The sequence below is a fragment of the Nostoc sp. genome (assembly GCF_036916655.1).
GTDB lineage: Bacteria > Cyanobacteriota > Cyanobacteriia > Cyanobacteriales > Nostocaceae > Nostoc.
Genome location: NZ_JBALFY010000130.1, coordinates 1 through 4,517, shown reverse-complemented (window position 1 = coordinate 4,517; position 4,517 = coordinate 1). Strand labels below are relative to the sequence as shown.

Here is a 4,517-nt window from a genome sequence, read left to right as displayed (position 1 = left end):
TAGCCTTATTTAGTGGCTCTACACAAGGTGTGACAAACGATAATTGTCCATTAACATTTGGCGGAGCTAATCTGACTACCCAGTTATTGGGCATTGGCAAGACTTTTATAGGTTATTCAGAGAGTCTGCCCAGTGTTGGTTATACAGGTTGTAACTCCGGCGGGTCTAATGGTTACTATCGTAAACACAACCCTTGGGTTGATTTCACTAATGTTGCTAGTTCCGTAAATCAACCGTTTACAAGTTTTCCTTCACCTGCGAATTTTGCCAATCTGCCTACTGTCTCCGTTGTTGTTCCTAACCAACTAGATGATATGCACAATGGCACAATTCAACAAGGTGATACCTGGCTGAAAAATAATCTGGATGCCTATGCACAGTGGGCTAAAACTCACAACAGCTTGCTGATAGTTACCTTTGATGAAGATAATGGCACAACCAGCAATCGGATTGCAACTATCTTTTATGGCGCTCACGTTATAACGGGACAATATAGTGAGAATATCAATCACTACAATATGTTACGCACGATTGAAGCAAGCTATGGATTACCTGGATTGAATAATGCCACTAATGCAACCCCAATTACTGATTCCTGGCAATAAGTAACTTTTTTGCCCTTGTGTAAGTTTTTGGGGAAAAGTGGTATGAAATTAAAATTTCAGACTAGATGAGTGTATGCGATCGCAATCAATCCCCCAGGTGTTCAAGCACACCCTCTATTTTTTATTTGACAAAAAAGCCGCATTAATATAGTTCAAGATTGAAGTTGCTGCATCAGACCTGCCGCGTCGGAAACAGACCAATGCTCGGCGATCTTGCCATCTTGAACACGATCAATTCGGATAACTGATGTTGAGATGGTTTTGCCTGTTGGTAGAATGCCGTCGAATGCGCCACTGTGTCTGCCTTTGCTTACGATATATGTAACAACCCGATTTCCTTCCGCAACCTGCTGCATGATTTCAATCTCGATGTCGGGGAAAGCAGAGAAAAAATCATCAAAGAACGAATCGTGATAGACCCTAAGCGCGTCAAGTCCTCGATTTTCTGACCCTGGCATTGCGTGATTGATACAATCTTCTGTCCAAAAGTCTTTCAAAGCAGCAAGGTTTCGACCTTTCCAAACTACTTGAATAAAGTTCTGGATAATCTGCTTGTTTTTATTGATGTCGCTCATCAGCTTTTCTCCATAGAGTAATTTTCAATTGCTTTTAATGGATAATTTATACCCAGCGACGCACTCGTGCCTTGTAGCGTAAGTATTCATCGCCAAATTTACGCTCCAAGTAACTCTCTTCGCGCTGAACAACCCCGATTTGCACAACAACTAAAAGGGGCAATAATAGTAACAATGCCCAGAGCGCACTAAATAGCAACGCGATGCCGATGTAAAGCAGATTAAGAGACAAATAAATTGGGTTGCGACTTAACCTAAAAACCCCGTCCGAAACGATCGCTGTTGTCGGACGTGAAGGGTTAACCTCTGTCTGTGCGCGATTCATCGTCCGAAAAGCTGAAGTTACTATCAAACCCGCGCAAATAATCGCTAATACTCCCAAAACTAGTGCTACCGATCGCGATAAAAAGTCGATTGGAAACACGAAACTAAGTACTAATCCGATTAATAATGTTCCAGCATAAAGTGCTGGCGGAAAAGCAATTATTCCAGGATTATCCGACATGCCCTGTTCCATGATGAGCTACCTTTTATAATGATTTTGCTAATAATGCTCTGAGAGGAAAGATGATTTTTTTGAATGCATATCATCAACTGCCAATATAGAGAAATTAAGTGCATATACACTTTTTGGAGAAAAATTTTAGACTTAACGCAAGAGTGCTGTTGCTTCTACTAAATTTGCCAGCAAACTGTTCCATCGTTGCTGTCCAAGTGCTTCCTCAACCATGCTTTGAGCCTGTTTCCACAATGGTAAAGCTTTCGCTAAGACAACTTCTCCGGCTTCGGTCAAGGCAATTATACGAGTTCGCTGGTCTTGTCCAGGTTTAGATTTTAACCATCCTTCACACTCAAGGGGCTTAAGATTCCTGGTTAAGGTCGTGCGATCCATTACTAGTATCTCCGCTAACTCGTTGACCGTGGCTGATTTGGCGATCGCTACAGCAGCCAGAACAGTGAACTGAGTCACTAGCAATCCACTTGGCTTAAGTACTTCATCAAAGTGTTGTGTTATAACACGAGAAGCCTTTCGGATATTGAAACAGGCGCACGCTAAACCCACTTGATCTAGAAGATCAGTGTTGATTGAGTTAGTGTGTTTATTCATACTTTAAGTGTATATGCACTTATTTTTGATGTCAAGTGCCTCCATGAAGTTTTCTACTCACTCTCAGGCTAAAAACATTGTCTCGCCAATCAGCAATTCCAAATTCAAATTTTGACAACAGGTACAGTCTACCTTGAGGATAAAGGAGTATCTCTTCAAAGGCATCGAGAGGGAGCCGATGACACTGAGTTTTCGGGTAATACTGGGATTTCTCACACTTGGCGATGGCTAGATATTTACCACTACCAACCAGGCTTTGGCTGAGTTCTCAAAACGCAATGCATCTTATGTTAAAGGTATTCTCAATCTGACCATCCCGCTATCGGAGTCTCCAGTTTGGATTTTGGGGCAGTTCCTCTGGCAACTGGGTTTGTCTATTTTGGAGCGCTAATAAAGATTAAACAACCACAAAATTCTTTTCGGTTAGTGACAGCCCAGCAGATAGTTGTGCAAATTTTACCTGAGTAAACCCAGATGCACTGCCGTCCTGGTCAAAGAACAACGCACCTGTAGAAAAGTCATAGATGAATCGTTGAGCGCTCGTGGTTGCAGATGTTCCGATTGTAAACTGACTTGTCTTAAGTGAACCTGATGATAACCCACTGCCAAAACCACCAGCCGATATTTGAATCAGTTCATTAGTGGCGTTAAAGTCATCAATAGTATCAGCACCTCCATTGTAACTATCGAAAGCAAAGGTATCAGTACCAGATCCTCCAATTAGGGTATCATTCCCAAAACCACCTGTAAGAATGTCATTGCCATTGCCACCAATAAGTGTGTTATTACCAGGGTTCAGAAGAGAGAGAAATTACCCTACAGATGCGTGACAACACTCTCTCTTTTCAAGGAATGCCATTTCTCCTATATTTTGTTTTACCAAACCTTTATTTCCATGTCACAACAGCCTATGACATTCTTAGGCACTGCGGTGTAGAACTTGGTAAAGGAGACTTTCTTGGTCAGCCTTAATCGGAGCAGTATCTAACGCAATTTTTTCGAGAATTTCTGAGCAAAACTTGCGTTACATATTGCTTGAGTTAGTAAAAAATAGACTTCTTGACTTATTGGCATTGTGGGGAAAAGTTGGCAATCCTGCCTGGACTTGGGGTGGAAGTGACTAAAGGTTATACTGGCATAATCGGAGATGTCTATTAGAAGTATTCCAAGAGCAAAAGTTTGTTGCGCTGGTCGGTTCTATACTGAGCTAGTCTCCCAAGTTGGCGAGGCTGTTGGAATTGCTGATAGTGAACCTTACTGGAACAGATGCCTGGGGCAGTGGCAGGTTTGGGTTAACTTTGCTGACGAGTGTAGGTTTGTGGTCTGTGATTAGCTGGTGGTGGTGTAGTTCAGAGTAGTTCACTGTTCCATCAGAACTCAAAACTGTTATTGTAAGTTTGTTATTCTACAGTTTTCTCTTATGGAAGCAAATAATCTCTATTGCCTTGCCCTTCAAAAAGACAATTGTGTGTTCGTTATCTTCTGAGTCGCTTAAACTAACGACAGCAAGGTTTGTTTTAACCCAAGATTGAACCTGAACCAACTTCCCACTGATGTTTGAGCAATTCTTGGTAAGTCTTTTCCCTTATCATCATCTGCTTATAAAGCACCTGCAAAAACTCTTGAGCTTGTTCACGGGACATCTGCTTCACTTGATCCGCGAAAGTTCTAAGGCTAAATTCTTGTTCTAAAGATAATTCAATGGGTTGGTTCATAGCTTTTATTTGAGTTTGCTAAGTTAAGCAAATATTGTTTTATATAAATAAATGTTACGGTGCCTTTACAAAAATCGAAGGGTGTAAACCGTACCGACGTAGGTTAGAAATGCCGTATCTGCTGCTGAAAACCTTGATACAACTCCATTGTGGCAACCCAAGTAAAAACTTAAGTTCTAAAGTTTCTTACTAAGAGGTTTTTAAAAGCATTTTTCGCCTCTGCTTGTAGCTGGCGATCGCTTGAAGGCGGGCGAAACAGCGCCATCGCTGTTGGAGGAGATGGGCAATACAATTATTCCTTTTGGCAAGAGTGGTGAGCGTCGAGGCGTGATGCTCGAATTTGACGAGATTTGCCCAGACAGATTTGCTCAACTGCTTGTCGATGCGCCGCAGTGGACTGAGTGGATGGCGTGAGAAATTTGGGCACAGATTGCGCTCGCTAAAAGGTCAGTTCCTCCCAAGCAAAAAAAACGAACTTTTATCCAGAATGACTTTCAAAATTTTTAGAATCGCT

The 4,517-nt window shown here is 41.8% G+C and carries 8 protein-coding genes and 1 pseudogene; 4 read left to right on the top strand and 5 right to left on the bottom strand.

Annotated elements, in window-relative coordinates; translation table 11 throughout:
- A partial coding sequence (locus V7L31_RS32475; RefSeq protein WP_334700044.1) for an alkaline phosphatase family protein occupies window positions 1-605 on the top strand: 605 nt, incomplete at its 5' end.
- A gap of 152 nt (window positions 606-757) precedes the next feature.
- On the opposite strand, the gene V7L31_RS32470 is transcribed toward V7L31_RS32475, so the two are convergent.
- From V7L31_RS32470 to V7L31_RS32460, 3 genes are all read right to left on the bottom strand, one after another.
- The gene (locus tag V7L31_RS32470) at window positions 758-1,180 is read right to left on the bottom strand and encodes an ester cyclase (protein ID WP_334700043.1); all 423 of its coding nucleotides are present in this window, start codon (window positions 1,178-1,180) and stop codon (window positions 758-760) included.
- Between the two features lie 46 nt (window positions 1,181-1,226).
- Window positions 1,227-1,697: a methyltransferase family protein gene (locus tag V7L31_RS32465; RefSeq protein ID WP_334700042.1), complete on the bottom strand. Its 471-nt coding sequence runs from the start codon at window positions 1,695-1,697 to the stop codon at window positions 1,227-1,229.
- Window positions 1,698-1,829: 132 nt separating this feature from the next.
- On the bottom strand, window positions 1,830-2,288 hold the full coding sequence (locus V7L31_RS32460) for a MarR family winged helix-turn-helix transcriptional regulator (protein ID WP_334700041.1): 459 nt from the start codon (window positions 2,286-2,288) through the stop codon (window positions 1,830-1,832).
- Window positions 2,289-2,399: 111 nt separating this feature from the next.
- Between V7L31_RS32460 and V7L31_RS32455 the strand changes: the two genes are divergently transcribed.
- Window positions 2,400-2,552 (top strand): hypothetical protein, encoded by a 153-nt coding sequence (locus V7L31_RS32455; RefSeq protein ID WP_334700040.1) that lies wholly within the window; start codon window positions 2,400-2,402, stop codon window positions 2,550-2,552.
- Window positions 2,553-2,685: 133 nt separating this feature from the next.
- Here V7L31_RS32455 and V7L31_RS32450 read toward each other — a convergent pair whose 3' ends face one another.
- A complete protein-coding gene (locus V7L31_RS32450; protein WP_334700045.1) occupies window positions 2,686-3,042 on the bottom strand; it encodes a hypothetical protein in 357 nt (118 codons plus the stop codon).
- 38 nt (window positions 3,043-3,080) lie between these two features.
- Between V7L31_RS32450 and V7L31_RS32445 the strand changes: the two are divergent.
- Window positions 3,081-3,260: pseudogene (locus V7L31_RS32445) on the top strand (DUF1993 family protein); the annotation flags it as partial.
- 545 nt (window positions 3,261-3,805) lie between these two features.
- Here the strand turns inward: V7L31_RS32445 and V7L31_RS32440 are convergent.
- Window positions 3,806-4,003: an NblA/ycf18 family protein gene (locus V7L31_RS32440; RefSeq protein ID WP_334700039.1), complete on the bottom strand. Its 198-nt coding sequence runs from the start codon at window positions 4,001-4,003 to the stop codon at window positions 3,806-3,808.
- Window positions 4,004-4,282: 279 nt separating this feature from the next.
- Between V7L31_RS32440 and V7L31_RS32435 the strand changes: the two genes are divergently transcribed.
- Window positions 4,283-4,417 carry a hypothetical protein gene (locus tag V7L31_RS32435; protein ID WP_334700038.1) on the top strand — a complete coding sequence of 45 codons (135 nt, stop codon included), beginning with the start codon at window positions 4,283-4,285 and terminating at the stop codon, window positions 4,415-4,417.
- The last annotated feature ends 100 nt before the right edge of the window (window positions 4,418-4,517 follow it).

Coding starts and splice junctions, on each gene's coding strand:
- V7L31_RS32465 (WP_334700042.1), bottom strand. CDS start 1,697: ATGGAACAGGGCATGTCGGATAATCCTGGAATAATTGCTTTTCCGCCA.
- V7L31_RS32460 (WP_334700041.1), bottom strand. CDS start 2,288: ATGAATAAACACACTAACTCAATCAACACTGATCTTCTAGATCAAGTG.
- V7L31_RS32435 (WP_334700038.1), top strand. CDS start 4,283: ATGGGCAATACAATTATTCCTTTTGGCAAGAGTGGTGAGCGTCGAGGC.
- V7L31_RS32470 (WP_334700043.1), bottom strand. CDS start 1,180: ATGAGCGACATCAATAAAAACAAGCAGATTATCCAGAACTTTATTCAA.
- V7L31_RS32440 (WP_334700039.1), bottom strand. CDS start 4,003: ATGAACCAACCCATTGAATTATCTTTAGAACAAGAATTTAGCCTTAGA.